At 70.4% G+C, this 17,267-nt stretch carries 15 protein-coding genes; all 15 read left to right on the plus strand.

Annotated elements, in window-relative coordinates; genetic code table 11:
- Positions 1 to 45: 45 nt before the first annotated feature.
- The 15 genes from atpB (at position 46) to Microterr_RS04150 (ending at position 17,263) form a co-directional block, all read left to right on the plus strand.
- The gene (atpB, locus tag Microterr_RS04080) at positions 46 to 837 is read left to right on the plus strand and encodes a F0F1 ATP synthase subunit A (protein WP_263795981.1); all 792 of its coding nucleotides are present in this window, start codon (positions 46 to 48) and stop codon (positions 835 to 837) included.
- A gap of 42 nt (positions 838 to 879) precedes the next feature.
- Positions 880 to 1,113 carry an ATP synthase F0 subunit C gene (gene atpE, locus Microterr_RS04085; RefSeq protein ID WP_281974253.1) on the plus strand — a complete coding sequence of 78 codons (234 nt, stop codon included), beginning with the start codon at positions 880 to 882 and terminating at the stop codon, positions 1,111 to 1,113.
- A gap of 28 nt (positions 1,114 to 1,141) precedes the next feature.
- Positions 1,142 to 1,699 (plus strand): F0F1 ATP synthase subunit B, encoded by a 558-nt coding sequence (locus Microterr_RS04090; RefSeq protein ID WP_263795980.1) that lies wholly within the window; start codon positions 1,142 to 1,144, stop codon positions 1,697 to 1,699.
- Complete coding sequence (locus Microterr_RS04095) at positions 1,699 to 2,487, plus strand: F0F1 ATP synthase subunit delta (protein ID WP_263795979.1); 789 nt, start codon at positions 1,699 to 1,701, stop codon at positions 2,485 to 2,487. The genes Microterr_RS04090 and Microterr_RS04095 overlap by 1 nt, the downstream gene beginning before the upstream one ends.
- Before the next feature lie 77 nt (positions 2,488 to 2,564).
- Positions 2,565 to 4,202 carry a F0F1 ATP synthase subunit alpha gene (gene atpA / locus Microterr_RS04100; protein WP_263795978.1) on the plus strand — a complete coding sequence of 546 codons (1,638 nt, stop codon included), beginning with the start codon at positions 2,565 to 2,567 and terminating at the stop codon, positions 4,200 to 4,202.
- 21 nt (positions 4,203 to 4,223) lie between these two features.
- Complete coding sequence (locus Microterr_RS04105) at positions 4,224 to 5,120, plus strand: F0F1 ATP synthase subunit gamma (protein ID WP_263795977.1); 897 nt, start codon at positions 4,224 to 4,226, stop codon at positions 5,118 to 5,120.
- Between the two features lie 26 nt (positions 5,121 to 5,146).
- The gene (gene atpD / locus Microterr_RS04110; RefSeq protein ID WP_263795976.1) at positions 5,147 to 6,601 is read left to right on the plus strand and encodes a F0F1 ATP synthase subunit beta; all 1,455 of its coding nucleotides are present in this window, start codon (positions 5,147 to 5,149) and stop codon (positions 6,599 to 6,601) included.
- A 2-nt stretch (positions 6,602 to 6,603) separates the two neighbouring features.
- Entirely contained in the window at positions 6,604 to 6,864 is a 261-nt protein-coding gene (locus tag Microterr_RS04115; RefSeq protein ID WP_263795975.1) for a F0F1 ATP synthase subunit epsilon, read from the plus strand.
- 90 nt (positions 6,865 to 6,954) lie between these two features.
- The gene (locus Microterr_RS04120; protein ID WP_263795973.1) at positions 6,955 to 7,704 is read left to right on the plus strand and encodes a YaaA family protein; all 750 of its coding nucleotides are present in this window, start codon (positions 6,955 to 6,957) and stop codon (positions 7,702 to 7,704) included.
- 90 nt (positions 7,705 to 7,794) lie between these two features.
- Positions 7,795 to 8,676: a large exoprotein gene (locus Microterr_RS04125; protein WP_263795972.1), complete on the plus strand. Its 882-nt coding sequence runs from the start codon at positions 7,795 to 7,797 to the stop codon at positions 8,674 to 8,676.
- Positions 8,677 to 8,695: 19 nt separating this feature from the next.
- Positions 8,696 to 9,685 carry an aldo/keto reductase gene (locus Microterr_RS04130; protein WP_263795970.1) on the plus strand — a complete coding sequence of 330 codons (990 nt, stop codon included), beginning with the start codon at positions 8,696 to 8,698 and terminating at the stop codon, positions 9,683 to 9,685.
- A 128-nt stretch (positions 9,686 to 9,813) separates the two neighbouring features.
- Entirely contained in the window at positions 9,814 to 11,547 is a 1,734-nt protein-coding gene (locus Microterr_RS04135) for an ABC transporter ATP-binding protein (RefSeq protein WP_263795969.1), read from the plus strand.
- Positions 11,544 to 13,529: an ABC transporter ATP-binding protein gene (locus Microterr_RS04140; RefSeq protein ID WP_281974255.1), complete on the plus strand. Its 1,986-nt coding sequence runs from the start codon at positions 11,544 to 11,546 to the stop codon at positions 13,527 to 13,529. Before Microterr_RS04135 ends, Microterr_RS04140 begins: the two co-directional genes overlap by 4 nt.
- A 77-nt stretch (positions 13,530 to 13,606) precedes the next feature.
- Complete coding sequence (locus Microterr_RS04145) at positions 13,607 to 14,389, plus strand: PP2C family protein-serine/threonine phosphatase (RefSeq protein ID WP_263795967.1); 783 nt, start codon at positions 13,607 to 13,609, stop codon at positions 14,387 to 14,389.
- Between the two features lie 66 nt (positions 14,390 to 14,455).
- Positions 14,456 to 17,263 (plus strand): FtsK/SpoIIIE domain-containing protein, encoded by a 2,808-nt coding sequence (locus Microterr_RS04150; protein ID WP_263795966.1) that lies wholly within the window; start codon positions 14,456 to 14,458, stop codon positions 17,261 to 17,263.
- Positions 17,264 to 17,267 lie beyond the last annotated feature (4 nt).

Genomic DNA, 17,267 nt, shown 5'->3' on the forward strand with positions numbered 1-17,267 from the left:
GTGCCCGCCGAGCTGGAGCCAGCGCTGTTTACTCAAGCTGCGACCTTGATCGCCCCCATTGCCGTGGATGAACCGCCCGTTTTCCACGGGCCGTCGATCGATGAGTTCTTCCCGGCCGTCCTCTTCGACATCGCGGGAATCCCGGTCACCCGGATCCACCTGATCCAGTTCATCGCGACGATCGCGATCGTGCTGATCTTCTGGCTCGGCACCCGCCGCATGCGCATCGTGCCCGGCCGTTTCCAGAACGTCGTCGAGCTGGGCCTCGGCTTCGCCCGCAACAACATCGCGCACGACCTGCTCGGCCGCAAGGACGGCGATCGCTTCCTGCCGATCCTGACGACGATCTTCTTCATGGTCCTGTTCATGAACATCACGGGCATCATCCCGTTCCTGAACATCGCCGGCACGAGCATCATCGCGGTGCCTCTGCTGCTCGCCGTCGTCAGCTATGTGACCTTCATCTACGCCGGCATCAAGAAGAGCCCGAAGAACTTCTTCAAGAACGCGCTCTTCCCGACCGGCGTGCCGTGGCCGATCTACATCATCGTGACGCCGATCGAGCTCATCTCGACCTTCATCATCCGGCCCGTCACGCTCACGCTGCGACTGCTGATGAACATGATCGTCGGCCACCTGCTGCTGGTGCTGTTCTTCTCGGCCACGCAGTTCTTCCTGTTCGAGCTGGGCGGGTGGTGGTCGATCCTCGCCGCAGGCAGCCTCGCCTTCGGGTTCGTCTTCACCCTGTTCGAGATCCTGGTGGCCGTCCTCCAGGCGTACGTCTTCGCTCTCCTCACCGCGGTCTACATCCAGCTCGCAGTCGCGGAAGAGCACTAAGCGGGTCGGCCGGAAGCCGCCCTCAACCGAAAGGAAAAATCCGTGGACGCAACTACGGTTCTCGCCGAGCTCAGCGGCAACGTCGCGACGATGGGCTACGGCCTCGCAGCCATCGGCCCGGCCATCGGCGTCGGCATCGTCGTCGGCAAGACGATCGAGGGCGTCGCCCGTCAGCCCGAGCTGGCCGGCCGCCTGCAGGTCCTCATGTGGATCGGTATCGCCTTCACCGAGGCGCTCGCCTTCATCGGCATCGCCACCTTCTACATCTTCGTCTGATCGCCACCACCAGTCCTAAGGAGACAGGATGCTGAACGCTCTTGTCCGGTACGCCGCGGAAGAGGGTGCGGAAACGCACAACCCTCTCATTCCCGCGTGGTACGACATCATCTGGTCGGCGGTCTGCTTCGTCGTCATCCTCTTCATCTTCTGGAAGGTGGCTCTGCCGCGCTTCAAGAAGATGCTCGATGAGCGCTCCGCCGCGATCGAGGGCAACATCGCGAAGGCCGACGAGGCTCAGCGCAAGGCCGAAGCGGCGCTGGAGGAGTACACCGCCCAGCTCGCCGACGCCCGCAAGGAAGCAGGCGCGATCCGCGATGCCGCCCGCGAGGACGGCAAGAAGATCGTCGCCGAGGCGAAGGATGCTGCGACCTCCGAGGCCGCGCGACTGACCGCATCCGCCCACTCGCAGATCGAGGCGGAGCGCCAGTCGGCGCTCGTGTCGCTGCGCAGCGAGGTCGGCACCCTGGCGCTCGACCTGGCCGGCGGCGTGATCGGCGAGACCCTGTCGGACGACGCGAAGGCTCAGGCCGTCGTCGACCGCTTCCTCGCTGAGATCGAAGCGTCCGAAACGGCGGCGAAGTAATGGGCAGCGCGACCACTCAGGCACTCGCGACGACGTCGTCGGCACTCGCCGATGCGTCCGGCGTCGACCTCCGGGTGGCCGGCGAGCTGTTCGCGGCCTCTCGCGTCGTCGGCGGCTCGTCGCAGCTGAGCGGCGCGCTGGCTGACGCCGCAGCGGCTCCCGCCCTGCGGGAGAAGGTCATCGCCGACGTGTTCGGCTCGCTGCAGCCGACGACCGTCTCGCTGCTGAAGACGGTCGTCGCGCAGCGGTGGTCGAACGCGGCCGACCTCGTCGAGGCGATCGAGGAGACCGCGGTCCGCGCGGCCGCCGTGGCCGCACCCGAGGCCGACGTCGAGGCCGAGCTCTTCCGGTTCTCGCGCACGATCGCCGAGAACCCCGAGCTCGAGCTCGCGCTCGGCAGCCGTGGCGGCGACGCCGCGGCCAAGGGCGTCCTGGTCTCGACGCTCCTGGACGGCCGCGCCAGCGCGGCGACGGCGCTCATCGTCTCGTCGCTCGTGCAGCAGCCGCGCGGGCGCCGTGCTCGTCGCCTGCTGACGTGGGCGACCGGGCTGGTCGCAGATCAGCGCGGGCGCATGGTCGCCACGGTGATCACCGCGACCGCGCTCAGCGACGCGCAGCTCGAGCGTCTGGGCGCTGCGCTCTCCAAGCGCTACGACTCGCCCGTGGCCGTCAACCCGGTCATCGACCCGAGCGTCGTCGGGGGCCTGCGCGTGCAGATCGCCGATGACGTCATCGACGCGAGCGTGTCCTCGCGTCTCGCCGACCTGCGCCAGCGCCTGGCCGGCTGACCTGGACTTCCCGCCGGACGGCGGACAAGCTTCGGGGCTCAGGCCCCACCACACGTACTACACACAAAGGGAAGACAATGGCAGAACTGTCCATCAGCCCCGACGTCATCCGTGACGCGCTGAAAGACTTCGTCGCCGCATACGAGCCCACCGGCGCAGCGGCGACCGAGATCGGCACCGTCATCGACGCGGCCGACGGCATCGCGCACGTCGAGGGCCTGCCCGGCGTCATGGCGAACGAGCTCGTCCTGTTCGCCGACGGCACCCGCGGCCTCGCGCTGAACCTCGACGAGCACGAGATCGGCGTCGTCGTCCTCGGCGAATTCTCCGGCATCGAGGCCGGCCAGCAGGTCACCCGCACCGGCGAGGTCCTCTCGGTCCCCGTCGGCGACGGCTACCTCGGCCGCGTCGTCGACCCGCTCGGCACCCCGATCGACGGCCTCGGCGAGATCGTCACCGACGGCCGCCGCGCCCTCGAGCTGCAGGCGCCCGGCGTCATGCAGCGCAAGAGCGTGCACGAGCCGCTGCAGACGGGCATCAAGGCCATCGACGCGATGATCCCGGTCGGCCGCGGCCAGCGCCAGCTGATCATCGGCGACCGCCAGACCGGCAAGACCGCGATCGCGATCGACACGATCATCAACCAGAAGGCCAACTGGGAGTCGGGCGACGCCGAGAAGCAGGTCCGCTGCATCTACGTCGCCATCGGCCAGAAGGGCTCGACCATCGCCTCGGTGAAGGGCGCGCTCGAGGACGCCGGCGCGATGGAGTACACCACCATCGTCGCGGCCCCCGCATCCGACCCGGCCGGCTTCAAGTACCTCGCCCCGTACACCGGCTCGGCCATCGGCCAGCACTGGATGTACGACGGCAAGCACGTCCTGATCATCTTCGACGACCTGTCGAAGCAGGCCGAGGCCTACCGTGCCGTGTCGCTGCTGCTCCGCCGCCCGCCGGGCCGCGAGGCGTACCCCGGCGACGTGTTCTACCTGCACTCCCGTCTGCTGGAGCGCTGCGCGAAGCTGTCCGACGAGCTCGGCGCCGGCTCGATGACGGGTCTGCCGATCATCGAGACCAAGGCCAACGACGTCTCGGCGTACATCCCGACCAACGTGATCTCGATCACCGACGGCCAGATCTTCCTGCAGTCCGACCTGTTCAACGCCAACCAGCGTCCCGCGGTCGACGTGGGCATCTCGGTGTCGCGCGTCGGCGGCGACGCCCAGGTCAAGTCGATCAAGAAGGTCTCCGGCACGCTCAAGCTCGAGCTCGCCCAGTACCGCTCGCTCGAGGCGTTCGCGATGTTCGCGAGCGACCTGGATGCGGCGTCCCGCCGCCAGCTGGCGCGCGGCGCACGTCTGACCGAGCTGCTGAAGCAGCCGCAGTACTCGCCGTACCCGGTGGAGGAGCAGGTCGTCTCGATCTGGGCCGGCACCAAGGGCAAGCTCGACTCGATCGCCGTCGAGGACGTGCTCGCGTTCGAGCGCGAGCTCCTGGACTTCGTCCGTCGCAACACGTCGATCCTCGACACGCTGCGCGAGACGAACGTCCTGGACGACGACACCGCGGCGGAGCTCGAGAAGGTCACCGACACCTTCATCCTCGAGTTCCAGTCCGGCAAGGGTCAGGCCATCGACAACCCCGGTCACGAAGAGGTCGCTGCCGCGGCCGAGGGCGACGTCAACCAGGAGAAGATCGTCAAGGGCCGCCGCTAACAGCGGGCCGAGACTACGACAATGGGCGCACAACTACGGGTCTACAAGCAGAAGATCACCTCTGCTCAGACGACCAAGAAGATCACGAAGGCGATGGAGCTCATCGCGGCTTCGCGCATCCAGAAGGCGATGGCGCGTGTGCGCGCGTCGTCCCCCTTCGCGCGAGCCGTGACCAGGGCCGTCGCCGCCGTGGCGACGCACTCGAACATCGAGCACCCGCTGACGCACGAGCGTCCGCAGATCCGCCGCTCCGCGGTCGTGATCTTCGCGTCCGACCGTGGCCTCGCCGGCGCGTTCAACTCGCAGATCCTGCGTGAGGGACTGGAGCTTGCCGAGCTGCTGCGGCAGCAGGGCAAGGAGCCGGTGTTCTACCTGGTCGGCCGCAAGGCCGTCGGCTTCTTCCAGTTCCGTCGCATCGAGTCCGCGGCCGAGTGGGTCGGCGACACCGACACCCCGCACTTCTCCACCGCGGAGGAGATCGCCGGCGTCCTGCTCGACGCCTACGACCGCGGCGGCGACGAGGGCGGCGTCGACGAGATCAATCTCGTCTACAACCGCTTCGTCAGCATGATGACGCAGTCGCCCGAACGGGTCCGCCTGCTGCCGCTGGAGGTCGTGGAGGCCGACGAGAGCGAGCCGGCCCAGGTGTACCCGCTGTACGAGTTCGAACCAGAGGCGGGCGTCGTGCTCGACCAGATCCTGCCTGTGTACATCCAGAGCCGCGTCTTCAACGCCCTCCTGCAGTCGTCGGCAGCAAAGCACGCCGCGACGCAGAAGGCGATGAAGTCCGCCTCCGACAACGCAGACAACCTCATCACCGACTACACCCGCCTGCGCAACAACGCGCGCCAGGCCGAGATCACGCAGCAGATCGCCGAGATCGTCGGCGGCGCCGACGCTCTGGCGTCGGGCAAGTAGACCACACGAAAGAGAAGACGAAGACAATGACTCCCACCGCCAGCGTCGAGAAGACGGAGACCACGGTCGTCGGTCGCGTCGCGCGCGTCACCGGACCCGTCGTCGACATCGAGTTCCCGCACGATGCGATCCCCGACATCTACAACGCGCTCAAGACGACGATCACGATCGACGACGAGTCCCACGAGATCACGCTCGAGGTCGCCCAGCACCTGGGTGACGACCTCGTCCGCGCCATCTCGCTGAAGCCCACCGACGGCGTCGTCCGTGGCCAGGAGGTGCGCAACACCGGCGGCCCCATCACGGTGCCCGTCGGCGACATCACCAAGGGCAAGGTGTTCAACGTCACCGGCGACATCCTCAACGGGGAGCCGGGCGAGACCGTCGAGATCACCGAGCGCTGGGGCATCCACCGCAAGGCTCCCGCCTTCGACCAGCTCGAGTCGAAGACCCAGATGTTCGAGACCGGCATCAAGGTCATCGACCTCCTCACCCCCTACGTGCAGGGTGGCAAGATCGGCCTGTTCGGCGGTGCCGGTGTCGGCAAGACCGTCCTCATCCAGGAGATGATCCAGCGCGTCGCGCAGGACCACGGCGGCGTGTCCGTGTTCGCCGGTGTCGGCGAGCGCACCCGTGAGGGCAACGACCTCATCAAGGAGATGGAGGAGGCGGGCGTCTTCGACAAGACCGCCCTCGTCTTCGGCCAGATGGACGAGCCGCCGGGGACGCGTCTGCGCGTCGCCCTCTCGGCGCTCACGATGGCGGAGTACTTCCGCGACGTGCAGAACCAGGACGTGCTGCTGTTCATCGACAACATCTTCCGCTTCACGCAGGCGGGCTCCGAGGTCTCCACGCTGCTGGGCCGCATGCCCTCGGCCGTGGGCTACCAGCCCAACCTCGCCGACGAGATGGGTGTGCTCCAGGAGCGCATCACGTCCACGCGCGGTCACTCGATCACCTCGCTGCAGGCGATCTACGTCCCCGCCGACGACTACACCGACCCGGCGCCGGCGACCACGTTCGCGCACCTCGACGCCACCACGGAGCTCTCGCGCGAGATCGCGTCCAAGGGCCTCTACCCGGCCGTCGACCCGCTGACCTCGACCAGCCGCATCCTCGACCCGCGCTACATCGGCGCCGACCACTACCGTGTGGCCACGGCCGTCAAGCAGATCCTCCAGAAGAACAAGGAGCTGCAGGAGATCATCGCGATCCTCGGTGTCGACGAGCTGTCCGAAGAGGACAAGGTCGTCGTGTCGCGCGCCCGCCGCATCCAGCAGTTCCTCTCGCAGAACACCTACATGGCGAAGAAGTTCACCGGCGTCGAGGGCTCCACGGTCCCGATCAAGGAGACCATCGAGTCGTTCGACGCGATCGTCAAGGGCGACTTCGACCACGTGGCCGAGCAGGCGTTCTTCAACGTCGGCGGCATCTCGGACGTCGAAGAGCAGTGGGCGAAGATCCAGAAGGAGAACGGCTGATCATGCCGCTCAAAGTGAGCCTCGTCTCCGCGGATGCGGAGGTCTGGTCGGGAGAGGCGTCGCTCGTCGTCGCCAAGACGATCCTCGGCGAGATCGGCTTCATGCCCGGCCACGAGCCCGTGCTGGCGATCCTCGCCGAAGGTCAGGTGCGCATCACCGAGACCTCCGGCGGGAAGGTCATCGCGAACGCGCAGGACGGGTTCCTCTCCGTCGAAGGCGATGAGGTCATGATCGTCGCCGGCAACGCCGCGCTGGTCGCCTGAGCCACACCACTCCGCGAGAAACCACATTCCGTCCGAGACGCACCGCCAGGCGCGGTGTCTCGAACGGGATGTGGTTTCTCGCTGTTGCAGATGCTGATCCTCCTTCCCCCGTCCGAGACGAAGCGCGCCGGCGGCTCCGGCGCACCGCTCGACGTCTCCGCGCTCGCGCTGCCCGGACTCGCACCGCAGCGCGCCGCCACGCTCGACGCCCTCATCGCGCTCTCCGCCGACGATGAGCTCGCCGCGCGCGTGCTGAAGCTCGGCCCGACGCAGCGCGACCAGGTCGCCGTGAACCGCGAACTGCGCACCGCGCCGACCATGCCCGCCGTCGACCGCTACACGGGCGTGCTCTTCGATGCGCTGGACGCCGCATCCCTCGATCCGACGTCGCGGCGCTGGCTCGGGCGGCACGTCCTCGTGCACTCCGCGCCGCTCGGACCGGTCGGCGCCCTCGACGCGATCCCGGCGTACCGCCTCGGGGCGGGAGCGCGCCTGCCCGGCCTTCCGGCACTCACGACCGTCTGGGCGGATGCGGTCTCCACCGCGATCGCCGGCGCCGAGCCGTCGTTCGTGCTCGACCTGCGCAGCGAGGCGTACGTCGCCCTCGGCCCGGTCGCCGGAACCGTGCCCTCCGTCTACGTCCGCGTCGTGAGCGGGGGAGCGGACGGCGCGGTCCGCGCGCTCAACCACTTCAACAAGCACGCGAAGGGCGCGCTGGTGCGTCGTCTCGCGAGCGATCGTCCGCGGATCGGCAGCGCCCGCGGATTCCTGCGGTGGGCGGCGTCGGCCGGACTCGAGGCGCGTGCGGGTGCACGGGGCGAGATCGAGTTGTTCGCCTGAGGCAGGATCGCACCCTGTTCACGGTGCGTCGCCGTCGATAGCATGGCGGCACGAGGGAGCACCCCGTACCGCCCGCCCGAGGAGACTGCCATGGATGGCTACTACGACAACACCGGCGCTCTGGCCTTCCTGGCCGTGTTCGGATTCATCACGTTCCTGCTGGCCGTCGCCCTGTACGTCGTGTCGGCCTGGTTCCTGATGAAGGTCTTCGACAAGGCCGGTGTGCAGGGGCGCTGGCGCGCATGGGTGCCCGTGTACAACTACATGGTGTTCTCCAAGCTCGGCGATCTGAGCCCGTGGCTCATCCTGATCGCCTGGGGCGTCGCGATCGTGCTCTCGTGGGTGCCCGGCCTCAACGGCGTGCTCTTCCTCCTCGTGCAGATCGTCTCCCTGCTGGCCGCGTGGCGCGTCGGGCTGAAGCTGCAGAAGGAGGCCGTGTGGCTGATCCTGTACTTCTTCCTGCCGTTCGTCTGGCTCGGCATCCTCGCGTTCGACCGGTCACGCTGGAACACGGCCGTCCCGGCCGCGCCCTGGGCCGGCAACGGCTTCCTCGCCGACCGGACGCAGTGGGCGGGCATCCCGGAACAGGTCCCCGCCGGCGGCTTCCCGCCGAACCCGGTGACCACGCCGGGGGCCTACCCCCAGCCGCCCGCACCGGGCGCCGGATACCAGCCGCCGGCTGCCCCGCCCGCCGGGTACCAGCCGCCGGCTCCCCCCGCCGGGTACACGCCGCCGCCGGCCGCGCCGGCTGCCCCGCCCGCCGCCCCGCCGGCCTCGACCGAGCCTCCTGCATCGCCTGCCGCGCCGCCGCCCGCAGCTCCGCCCGCGGCAGCAGAGCCGCCGGCACCGCCCGCAGCGCCCGAGCCTCCCGCAGCGCCCGAGCCTCCCGCAGCGCCCGACGCACCGGAGCCCCCTGCGGCCCCGCCCGCATCGCCGGAGCCGCCCGCCGACCCGAACGCCCCGCGCCCCTGACCGCGGGTAGCGTGGGGGGATGACCTCCGCCGTTCCCCTGCGCCGCGTCGGCGCCTCCGGGCTCCTCGTCTCCTCCGTCGGCCTCGGCTGCAACAACTTCGGCCGCGCCGGCACGAAGACCGAGACGCTCGACGGCACCCGCGCGGTGCTCGACGCCGCCATCGACGCCGGGGTGACGTTCCTCGACACCGCCGACATCTACGGCCGTGAGCCCGGGCTGAGCGAGACCCTCATGGGGGAGGCGCTGAAGGGCCGCCGCGACGAGGTCGTGCTGGCGACGAAGTTCGGGCACTCGGCGTTCCCCGCCGGCATCTCCGGGGCCTCGAAGGGATCGCGCACTTACATCCGTCGTGCCGTCGAGGCGTCGCTGCGGCGCCTGCAGACCGACTGGATCGACCTCTACCAGCTGCACACGCCCGACCCGAAGACGCCGATCGACGAGACGCTCGACGCGCTCGGAGAGCTCGTGCGCGAGGGCAAGGTGCGCTACGTCGGGCACTCGAACTTCACCGGGTGGCAGATCGCCGAGGCCGAGCTCGTCGCGCGCGAGCGGCACAGCATCCGCTTCGTCTCCGCGCAGAACCACTACAGCCTGCTCGCCCGTGCCGCCGAGCGGGAGGTGCTGCCGGCCGCCGAGCGGTTCGGCGTCGGCTTCTTCCCGTTCTTCCCGCTGCACAACGGGCTGCTCACGGGCAAGTTCAGCCGCGACAACGCACCCGCGGACTCGCGCATCATGCGTCAGCGTCAGCACGTCTGGCAGGAGGCCCCGTGGGACGCCCTCGAGGCCTTCCAGTCGTTCTGCGACGCGCGTGGCATCACGATGCTCGAGGCCACGTACGGATGGATGCTGTCGCACCCCGCCCTGTCGAGCGTCATCGCCGGCGCGACGACCCCGGAGCAGGTGCGCGCCAACGCCGCCGCGGGCAGCGCCTGGACCCCCGACGCCGATGACCTGGCGGCCATCGACGCGCTCCTGCCGCTCCCGGAGGACCCAGGCGCGAAGGTCTGACGCGCCGCGGGGCGGGGTTCGCCCACGGCGTACGCGTCGAGGTTGGCCCTCGGCCCGAGCCGGGCGTAGCGTCATTCTTCGTGCGCGGTCCGCTCCCAGGACGAGGTGGCGCACCGGAAGGGAACAACGTGCTCGGCAAGCTCCTGGTGCGATATCTTCGCCCCGCCTGGCCGCTCATCGTCGCCGTCATCGTGTTCCAGCTGGCGCAGTCCGTCGCCTCGCTGATGCTCCCCACGCTGAACGCCGACATCATCGATGAAGGCGTCGTCACGGGCGACATCGACTACATCTGGCGGACCGGCGGCGTCATGCTGCTGGTGAGCCTCGTGCAGGTCGTCTGCTCGATCATCGCCGTGTACTTCGGGTCGCGACTCGCGATGGGAATGGGCCGCGACCTGCGCGCCGCCTTCTTCCACCGGGTCGTCGCCTACTCGCAGCGCGAAGTGGGTCAGTTCGGGGCGCCCTCGCTCATCACCCGCAACACCAACGACGTGCAGCAGGTGCAGATGCTCGTGCAGATGTCGGCGACGGTCATGGTGTCGGCGCCCATGCTCGCCATCGGCGGCGTGATCATGGCCGTGCGGCAGGATGCCGGTCTGTCCTGGCTGATGGCGGTCGCCGTGCCGGTTCTGCTGGTCATCGTCTCGCTCATCGTCGTCCGGATGGTCCCCGCCTTCACGCAGATGCAGGCGCGCATCGACCGGGTCAACCAGATCATGCGCGAGCAGCTCACCGGCATCAGGGTCGTGCGGGCCTTCGTCCGCGAGCGCGAGGAACGGGCGCGGTTCACGGGGGCCAGCGAAGACGTGATGTCGACCGCCCTCCGTGCCGGCAACCTGATGGCGCTGATGTTCCCCGCGGTCATGCTGGTCATGAACCTGTCGTCGGTCGCGGTGATCTGGTTCGGCGCCATCCAGGTGCAGGAGAACGGCGTCGAGGTCGGCACCCTGTTCGCGTTCCTCAACTACCTGATGCAGATCCTCATGGGCGTCATGATGGCGACGTTCATGTTCGTGATGATCCCGCGTGCGGCGGTCTGCGCGAACCGCATCGGCGAGGTGCTCGAGACGTCGCCGTCGGTCGAGGCGCCGCTCGCCCCGGTCGACGCGCCCGCACCGGCGGGGCGCATCGCCTTCGACCACGTCGACTTCGCCTATCCCGGTGCGGACGACGCCGTGCTGCACGATCTCACCTTCTCGGTGGAGCCGGGGACGACCACCGCGATCATCGGATCGACCGGTGCGGGCAAGACGACGCTCATCGGGCTCGTCGCCCGGCTGTTCGACGTGACGGCCGGCACCGTGTCGCTCGACGGCGTGGACGTGCGCGACTACGACCCCGACGAGCTGTGGGAGCGGATCGGCCTGGTGCCGCAGCGCGCCTTCCTCTTCTCGGGCACCGTCGCCTCCAACCTCCGCTACGGCGACGAGGAGGCCACGGACGACGAGCTGTGGACCGCGCTGGGGCTCGCCCAGGCCGACGGCTTCGTCCGTTCGCTGCCTGAGCAGCTGCAGGCGCCCATCGCGCAGGGCGGCACGAACGTCTCGGGCGGCCAGCGGCAGCGGCTCGCCATCGCCAGGGCGCTGGTGAAACGGCCGGAGGTGTACATCTTCGACGACTCGTTCTCCGCGCTCGACCTCACCACGGACGCGGCGCTCCGCCGCGCGCTCGACCGCAGCCTGCCGGATGCCACGCGGATCGTCGTCGCGCAGCGGGTGTCGACGATCCGACACGCCGACCAGATCGTCGTCCTCGACCACGGCCGCATGGTCGGCCTCGGCTCGCACGACGAGCTGGTGGAGACCTGCGAGACATATCGAGAGATCGTGGATTCGCAGCTCGCGGCGGAGGAGGCAGCATGAGCGGCTCGCAGGCATCCCGTCCCGTCGCGGCTCCCGCACGCGGCCCCGCGGGCCCCCGCGGCCCGATGGGCGGCATGGTTCCCCCCGGGGCCAAGGCGCAGAACTTCGGCCCGAGCGCAAAGCGGCTGCTCGGCACGCTGCGCACCGACATGCCGCAGCTCATCACCGTGCTCGTGTTCGGCGTGCTGAGCGTCGCGCTCAGCGTGACGGGTCCGAAGATCCTCGGCGAGGGCACGAACATCGTGTTCGCCGGGTTCGTCTCGCTGCAGGTCCCCGAGGGCATGAGCAGGCAGGAGGTCATCGACGGCCTCATCGCGCAGGGCAACCAGCAGCAGGCCGACATGCTCTCCGCGATGGACTTCACGCCGGGTGCGGGCGTCGACTTCGCCCGGCTCAGCTGGATCCTCGGGCTCGTGCTGGTGATCTACCTGCTCGCGAGCCTGTTCGGCTGGCTGCAGGCCCGCATCCTCAACGGCGTCGTGCAGCGTGCTATGAACCGGCTGCGCATCCAGGTGGAGGAGAAGATCCACCGCCTGCCGCTGTCCTACTTCGACAAGGTGCAGCGCGGTGAGCTGCTCAGCCGCGTCACCAACGACGTGGACAACATCGGCCAGACCATGCAGCAGACCCTCTCGCAGGTGGTCATCTCGCTGCTGACCGTGATCGGCGTCCTGGTCATGATGTTCGTGATCTCACCGCTGCTGGCGATGATCGCGCTGGTCACGATCCCGCTCACGATCCTCATCACGGTCGTGGTCGCCAAGCGGTCGCAGAAGCTGTTCGTGGCCCAGTGGGCGGCGACCGGCGTCCTCAACGCCCGTGTGGAGGAGACCTTCTCCGGTCACGCCGTCGTGAAGGTCTTCGGGCACCAGCGGGAGGTCGAGTCCGACTTCCGCGCCGAGAACGACGCGGTCTACCAGGCCAGCTTCGGCGCCCAGTTCATCTCCGGCATCATCATGCCGGCCATGATGTTCATCGGGAACCTGGTGTACGTCGCCATCGCCGTGGTCGGCGGCCTTCAGGTGGCGGGCGGGCTGATGTCGATCGGCGACGTGCAGGCCTTCATCCAGTACTCCCGTCAGTTCACGCAGCCGCTGAGCCAGCTCGGATCGATGGCCAATCTGCTCCAGTCGGGCATCGCCAGCGCCGAGCGCGTGTTCGAGCTGCTGGACGAGGAGGAGCAGACCCCCGATGCCGACGACGCGCAGACCGCGCCGGCGGATGCGGGTCACCTCGAGTTCGACGACGTGTCGTTCCGCTACCTGCCGGACAAGCCGCTCATCGAGGGGCTCTCCCTGGAGGCCATGCCCGGCAGCACCATCGCGATCGTCGGTCCGACCGGCGCAGGCAAGACGACCCTCGTGAACCTCATCATGCGGTTCTACGACGTCGACTCCGGTCGCATCGCCCTGGACGGGGTCGACACCCGCGGGATGACGCGGGGCGACCTGCGCGCGCGCACCGGCATGGTGCTGCAGGACACCTGGCTGTTCGCCGGCACGATCAGGGAGAACATCGCCTACGGCCGGCCGGGCGCGACGGAGGAGGAGCTCCTCGCCGCTGCCACCGCCGCCTATGTGGACCGGTTCGTCCACGCGCTGCCCGACGGATACGACACGATGCTCGACGACGAGGCCACCAACCTGAGCGTGGGGGAGCGGCAGCTCGTCACCATCGCGAGGGCGTTCCTGGCCGACCCGCGTCTCCTGATCCTCGACGAGGCGACCAGCTCGGTCGACACCCGCACCGAGCTGCTCATCCAGCGCGCCATGTCGCGGCTGCGGGAGGACCGCACCGCGTTCGTGATCGCGCACCGGCTCTCGACGATCCGCGACGCCGACCTCATCCTGGTGATGGAGAACGGCGCGATCGTCGAGCAGGGCGACCACGATGCGCTGCTCGCCGCGCGCGGAGCGTACTGGCGTCTCTACAACGCACAGTTCGAGGCGCCGGTCGAAGAGGAGTCCGAGCCCGTCCACTAGTATGTGAACACGCCGCAGGATCCGCCCCGTGCGGTCCGCTCCCCCGACGCGGCAGCCGAATCATGGGAGGACAGGGCGTGCCCCAGGTGACCACCCAGTCCCGCACGGTCTCCACACACGGGACCACACTCACGCTGTCCTGGGCGGAGGCCACCCACACCGGGCGCCGCCGCGAGGTCAATCAGGACGCCGTTCTCGCCACCTACCCGCTCTTCGTCGTCGCCGACGGCATGGGCGGGCACATCGGCGGCGAGATCGCCAGCACCAGCACCGTCGAGCGGCTGCAGGCGGTGGTCGCCGCCGGCGCCGTCTCGCCGAAGACCATCGAGAAGGCCCTCGCCAAGGCCGTCAAGGACATCGCCTCCCATCCGGAGGCGACCGACGACGGCACGGGGACGACGGTGACCGGCGTGTTCCTGGACACCTCTGGCGACGAGGCGACCTGGGTCACGCTCAACATCGGCGACTCCCGCGTGTACCTCGTGCGCGACGGCGCGATCGTGCAGATCACGACCGACCACTCCGTGGTGCAGGAGCTCATCGCCTCGGGCAAGCTCAGTCCGGAGGAGGCGGAGAACCACCCCTACGGCAACGTGATCACCCGCGCGGTCGGCCCGAGCGACGGCGTCACCCCGGACTACGTGCGGCTCGACGTGGTCGACGGCGACCGGTTCGTCGTCTGCTCGGACGGGCTCACCAAGGAGCTCACCGACTACGGCATCCAGCACTTCCTCGCCGAGAACGCCGACCCCGCCGCCGCGGTCTCGGCGATGCTCGAGGCGGCGCTGGAGAACGGCGGCCGCGACAACATCACGATCATCGTGCTGGACGTCGCCGGCTCCTCCCCGGCAGCCGACTGACCGCACCCCTCCACCGACCGAGCGTCCGGCCGGCGCCGGCGCGCACGCCGATGATGGGGTGGGGGCATGGCTCCCCGCTCCGCGCCGTCCGTGGCGTCCGCATCCGCGTTCGACGAGCTCGTCGACGGCGCGGAGCCGCTGAGTCTCCCGCCGCCGTGGACCGCGCCCGCCCGGCCGCCGGTCCCGATCATCGCCGCCCTCGTCCCGATCGCCGGGGCCGTGGTGCTGTGGCTCGTGACCGGATGGATCGCGGCGCTCTGGCTGGCCGCCCTGGGGCCGCTGATCGCCGGCGCCACGGTGCTCGACGCGGCGCGCGCCCTGCGTCGGGAACGCGCCCGTGCCCTGGCCGACGCCGCCGCGGCGCGGCTGCGGGTCGGGGCGCAGGTCGATCGTCGGCAGGCGGCTGAGCGGGCCGACCTCTGGGCGCGCCACCGCGACGTCCTCGGATACGTGCGACGGGACGACGAGGTGTGGCGCGCCGTCCCGGGCCGGGAGGGCGTGTGGGTCGTGGGGGCGGGAACCGTCGGCAGCACCGTGTCGGTCACAGGGGGCGGTCTCGACGAGGAGTCGGAGCACTTGCGGCGCAGGGCGCGGCGGCTCGACCGCGCTCCGGTGCTCGTCCCCCTGTCCGCCGGGCTGGCCGTGCGCGGCGGCGGGGCGTTGGCTGCCGCCGTCGTCCGCGCGCTCGCCCTGCAGCTGTGCCTCGCCCTGCCCCCTGGAGCGGTGCGGGTGGTCGCGGGTCCCGCCGACGACGGTGCCTGGATGCGGATGCTGCCGCACCGCGAGATCGCCGCGCCCGTCCGTCTCGCGATCACGGGTCCGGGTGACGCCGCACCCGACGACGCCGACATCGTGCTCATGCATCTCGCCCCCGGCGCACCCGTCCCGCCCCGCTGCGGTGCGCTGCTCACGGTGCTCTCGCCGGCGCGTGCCCTGCTCGACCACGACGGGAGCGCGCACGAGATCAGCGTCGAGGCGGTCGGGCGCGACCAGGCCGAGGCGCTCGCGGGCGGCCTCGCTGCCCGCGCCGCGCGGATCGGGATCGGTCAGACCGCCGAGCCGCCGGTCGCGCTCGGGCCGCTGCTGCGCGACGCACCGCCCGCACGGCGGGGAGGGCTCCCCGCCGTCATCGGTGCGCGCGGCGGGGAGCCGGTCGTGGTCGACCTGGTCACGGACGGGCCGCACGCGGTGGTGGCGGGCGTGACCGGTGCCGGCAAGAGCGAGCTGCTCGTCACGTGGGTGCTCGCGCTCGCTGCGACCCACTCGACGGACGAGGTCGCCTTCCTCCTCGCCGACTTCAAGGGCGGCACCGCCTTCGATCCGCTGGCCGGGCTGCCGCATGTGGCCGGCGTCATCACCGACCTCGACGGAACGGGCGCGCTGCGCGCGATCCAGAGCCTCCGGGCCGAGATCAGGCGGCGGGAGGCCGCGCTCGCGGCGGCCGGTGCGCGAGACGTGCTCGACCCGGCCGCCGGGCTCGGCCGGCTGGTGGTGGTCGTCGACGAATTCGCCGCGCTGCTCGGCGAGCGGCCGGAGCTGCACGCGCTGTTCGCGGACGTCGCCGCACGGGGGAGGGCGCTCGGCATCCACCTGATCCTCGGCACCCAGCGGATCACGGGAGTGGTGCGCGACGGTCTGCTCGCCAACTGTCCGCTGCGGATCAGCCTGCGCGTCACCGACGCGACCGACAGCCGCGCGGTCATCGGCGGCGACGAGGCCGCGCGCCTGGACGGCGGCCAGGCCGGGCGTGGCGTCGCGCTGCTGCGGCGCGCCTCGGACGGAGCGCCGCAGCGCTTCCGCGTCGCGCTCTCGGCACCCTCCGACGTCGCCGCCGCCCGCACCGCGCGGCAGGGTGCGCCACTCCGCCGGCCGTGGCTGCCTGCGCTTCCCGAGCAGCTGGCGCTGGCCGAGATCACCGCGCAGGTCCCGACCGGCGGGCTCGCGTTGGGGCTGGCCGATGAGCCGGAGCAGCAGCGCCAGCATCCTCTCGTGATCTCGGCTGCCGACCGCGGCGTGCTCGTGGTGGGCAGGGCCGGTGCGGGGAAGACGACGGCGCTGCACACCCTGGCGGCGCAGGCGTCGTCCGTCGTGTGGGTGCCGCGGCACGGCGAGGGCGCATGGGATGCGGTCACGTCGCTCGTCGAGGCGCCCCGCGCCGGTGCCGTGATCGTGATCGACGATCTCGACGCGCTCGGCGGCGGCCTCCCGCTCGACTACGCCCACGAGCTGCACGACCGGATCGAGCGGCTCGTACGTCTGGCCGGCGACGCGGGCATGCTCGTCCTGGCGTCGGCGCAGCGACTCAACGGCGCGATCGCCCGGGTCGCCGACCTGCTGCCGAGGCGGCTGATCCTCGGGACGGTGTCGCGGGTCGAGCACGTCTCGCTCGGCGGCGAACCTGAGCACTTCGCCGCACGCTGCCCGCCCGGGCGGGGCCGCTGGGACGGCACCGCCGTGCAGGTCGCCCGCACGGCCGAGCAGGCGGGTCCCCCGCGCACGCGCACTCCGGCGACGTGGCGTCCGCAGCATCCTCTCGCCGGCGTCGTGGTGCGCTCGCCCGCGGGGATCCGCGATGTGCTGGCCGACTGGGCATCCCACGGCACCCACGTCGTGGCTCCCGCGGAGTTCGGCGCCCACCTGCACGCCGACGACGCGCCGGTGGTGGTCGTCGGAGACGTGGACGACTGGCAGCGGCACTGGCGGCTGCTGACCGAGGTGCGCGCCGAGCACGAGCTCGTCATCGACGCCGGCTGCCTCGCCGACTACCGCATGCTCACCGGTGAGCGTGCACTGCCGCCGTACTGCGAGCCGGGGCGTGCGCGGGCGTGGCTGCACGTGCCGGGAGATTCCGCGGTGCGGGTGGCGCTCGAGTGACTGG

It is taken from the genome of Microbacterium terricola (assembly GCF_027943945.1).
In the GTDB taxonomy this organism is placed as follows: Bacteria; Actinomycetota; Actinomycetes; order Actinomycetales; family Microbacteriaceae; genus Microbacterium; species Microbacterium terricola.